Source organism: Methylophaga sp. UBA2689 (genome assembly GCA_002354555.1).
Lineage (GTDB): Bacteria > Pseudomonadota > Gammaproteobacteria > Nitrosococcales > Methylophagaceae > Methylophaga.
This window is the reverse complement of the sequence record DELT01000040.1, coordinates 1-3,001: the sequence shown is the minus strand read 5'-3', so window position 1 is coordinate 3,001 and position 3,001 is coordinate 1. Positions and strand designations below refer to the sequence as shown.

General features: G+C 48.0%; 3 protein-coding genes and 1 pseudogene. 1 reads left to right on the top strand and 3 read right to left on the bottom strand.

What is annotated here, in order from left to right:
- A partial coding sequence (locus tag B3M51_RS04420; protein WP_292757094.1) for a hypothetical protein occupies positions 1 to 187 on the top strand: 187 nt, incomplete at its 5' end.
- 147 nt (positions 188 to 334) lie between these two features.
- Here the strand turns inward: B3M51_RS04420 and B3M51_RS04415 are convergent.
- From B3M51_RS04415 to B3M51_RS04405, 3 genes and pseudogenes are all read right to left on the bottom strand, one after another.
- A complete protein-coding gene (locus tag B3M51_RS04415; RefSeq protein WP_292757092.1) occupies positions 335 to 2,047 on the bottom strand; it encodes an APC family permease in 1,713 nt (570 codons plus the stop codon).
- 326 nt (positions 2,048 to 2,373) lie between these two features.
- Positions 2,374 to 2,679 carry a hypothetical protein gene (locus B3M51_RS04410; protein ID WP_292480793.1) on the bottom strand — a complete coding sequence of 102 codons (306 nt, stop codon included), beginning with the start codon at positions 2,677 to 2,679 and terminating at the stop codon, positions 2,374 to 2,376.
- A pseudogene (locus B3M51_RS04405) lies at positions 2,676 to 3,001 on the bottom strand (hypothetical protein); the annotation flags it as partial. The gene B3M51_RS04410 and the pseudogene B3M51_RS04405, both read right to left, overlap by 4 nt.

Below are 3,001 nucleotides of genomic sequence, written 5' to 3'. Positions count from 1 at the left end.
AGCGCCACTTATGTCCACGGATGAACAGGCCGCTATCGCTATCCCTGCTAACGCGGCATTCAGGCATCCTTGCCCATCATATGCCGGCACGCCAAGGAGGCGCGCGCCGGTCTGCGTGGCCTACATGGATGTAGGTCAGGGGCGTGAGCAGGATGCGGAAGCTTTGCTCGTCGCTTATTTAGAGTAACTACAAAAACGCCGGGAGCGTTTTTGAGCGCAAGCCCCAATGGGGTGAGATACATGGATGTATCTCACAAAAGGCGCTCCTCGTGCCTTGAGTGACACTTTTTCAGCTCACAACAGAGGCGGAGATGAAAGATCATCAAGCCCTAGACTAAAGATCAGCCACCAGCAAACTGCTGAAAAAGACTATAAGAATGCCAGCCAGCAAGACCAGATAAGGCAGAATACCGGCACGGCAAATAATATCGCCGCCATTTTCATCCAGTGACATATCTTCACGCATGGCTTTAGGAAATATGCCTTTATCCACCAGATAATGTCGCCAGATAAAGATCGGAATCACCAGCAATGCCAGCAGAATCCCACTCATCAGCGTTCCCTTACCCCAGACATTCGCCCCCATACCCATCAGCACCATATTTACGTAGGACAATAGCGTGCCAATCGCAATGAGCACTGTTGGTGCACGGTAGGGTCGTTCCCAATTTGGCCTATCCAGTCGATGTATCCAACCGGCGTTGAGGTTGAGAAAATTGAAAATGATATATCCTACATTCGATGCAGCCAGCAGGAATACATAATCAGACATGCTGAGCAGCACCAGATTGACAATCAGGTTGGTCCACATTGCAGCAGTCGGGGCTCCCTGTTCATTTACCTTGGATAAATAAGCGGGCAACATACCATCAATAGATCCCTGATATAGGGTGCGTGATGAACCGGCCATGGTGGTCATCACTGACAACAGCAACGCCAGCACCAGCATCACCACAAACACATTGGCAAACATACTATTCCCACCCAGAATACCGGCCAGGACATTCGCCACGCCCATACCACTGTAGATTTCTGCCGATAGCATTCCATCATAAACTGCCGGTGCCACAACCTGACCGGCACTATTGAGCGTTTCCCGCTCTACAAGCTGTCCTAGTCCCAGGTGTCCCTGAAATGCCAGAGGTACGAGGGTAAACACTGCAATACATAACAAACCCGAAAAGAATATGGCCTTGAAAGTATCGCTTTTGGGATTTTTGAATTCCCGCGTATAACAAACCGCTGTTTCAAATCCATAGGTTGACCATGCCGCAATAAACAGTCCTCCGGCCATCAGTTTCCAGCCTTCAAGGTTCCATTCACCGTCGATCACATTACCGATTGAGTCATAAGCCAGAGGTGTCAATGGGGTAAGATTGGATAGCGGTAAATCCCCAGTAATCAGAGGCACCAGGCCAACTAACAGTAATGGCAACAAACCAGTCAAACCAAAGATCATGGTGGCGCGTGCCGACCGAAGTATACCGCCATTCTGGATAGCAAAAACCACCAGCATCAGGGCACTACCGATGATAAATGTCGCGTTGATTCGCAAACTCAAACCGTCTTTAAGATATGACAGATCGACCAGCGTAATTTGCCAGCTATTGATGACAGCATCAGGTGCAAACAGAGCGGAGAGAATATATCCTGCTGCCAGCCCCGATCCGATCGCAAGTACCGGCCCCCAGGCTATCCAGTTGCACCATACTGATATTGGCGCAACAATCTTTATATATCGGATCCAGGCTACTGCACCATAAACTGATGCACCGCCTGTTTTATGTGGAAATAATCCGGCGATTTCGGCATAGGTAAAGGCTTGCAGAAAACCAAAACTGATAGAAATGATCCATATCAGCCAGGCAGGCTGGCCAACTGTTGCTGCTACCGCCCCCATGGAAAACAGCACCAGTGCCGGTACGCCACTCGCTACCCAGAAGGCCCCGGTCCAATTGATTCTACGGTGCAACGTTGATGGATCTGCCCTATTTTCTGCCAGCAAATCAACGGCTGCCACATTGGCAGGTACTGAAGGCTCACTCACCCGTTTTCCCCTGTAGTTACAGCTCTTTGGCTGTATTTTTTTAGTTGTTATTGTTTACATTATCACGCATCAAGGATGGTCAACTGACTATCCTGAAAATACAATTAACAAAAGCTCGAAGCTGGGTATCTGACAATATGATTGCTAATGACATGTTATGGCAACACGCCTTTAGACGTACTTCCAAGGAGGTAGATGAATAGCTGACTTGCGTTATAGAGACTTAATACGTTTTGACAAAGATCCTTGCACACACTAAAGCCACAAGGCTAAGCCCAAATATAATCACAAAAGCCAGCACATCGGCGTAAGGATATCCCCAGAATTCAGTCATTGGTGGTTTCTCCTTCTAACAGACCGGTATCTAACATGCGTTGTCGACCAAAGTCAGACAAAGCAAACTCAAACAGTAAACGATCCTTCGCAATCGCTTCACCATCATCAAGCCGATGCCCGATACGGTTAATGAGCCCGGCTGAAGCCAGCTCATCCAGAGCAATACTGAAATGATTGATCCAGTAATGACCCTGTAACTCATATTCCACTAGTGCCCGTTGAATCAATTCAAAATCCCACAAACTCGGGTACTGATTTAGCGTGATCAGCAGAAAGCCCTTTTGTGGTAGCTTCATGACTCCACCTCGCGAAGGGTAGAAATATTCTCTGCCGGTTCACGATACATAACAAAACTGCCGGTTACGGTCAGAATCAGGCCCAACACGAAATACCATTCAGGTAGTTCCAGAGTAAATGCCATGACAAACAAAACTGCAAACACCCCGTATAAATTACCTATAGCCTCGCCCCGCCCTACACCAATCAGTGAAAAACTCTTATAAAAAGCGGTATAACAATATGCATGAGCAATCGAAGCCAACACCATCCAGATCATCACCATCGGGCTGGTCAGCATATCTACCAGCAACGTGACAATGGGTAAATCTGTCAGCAGGT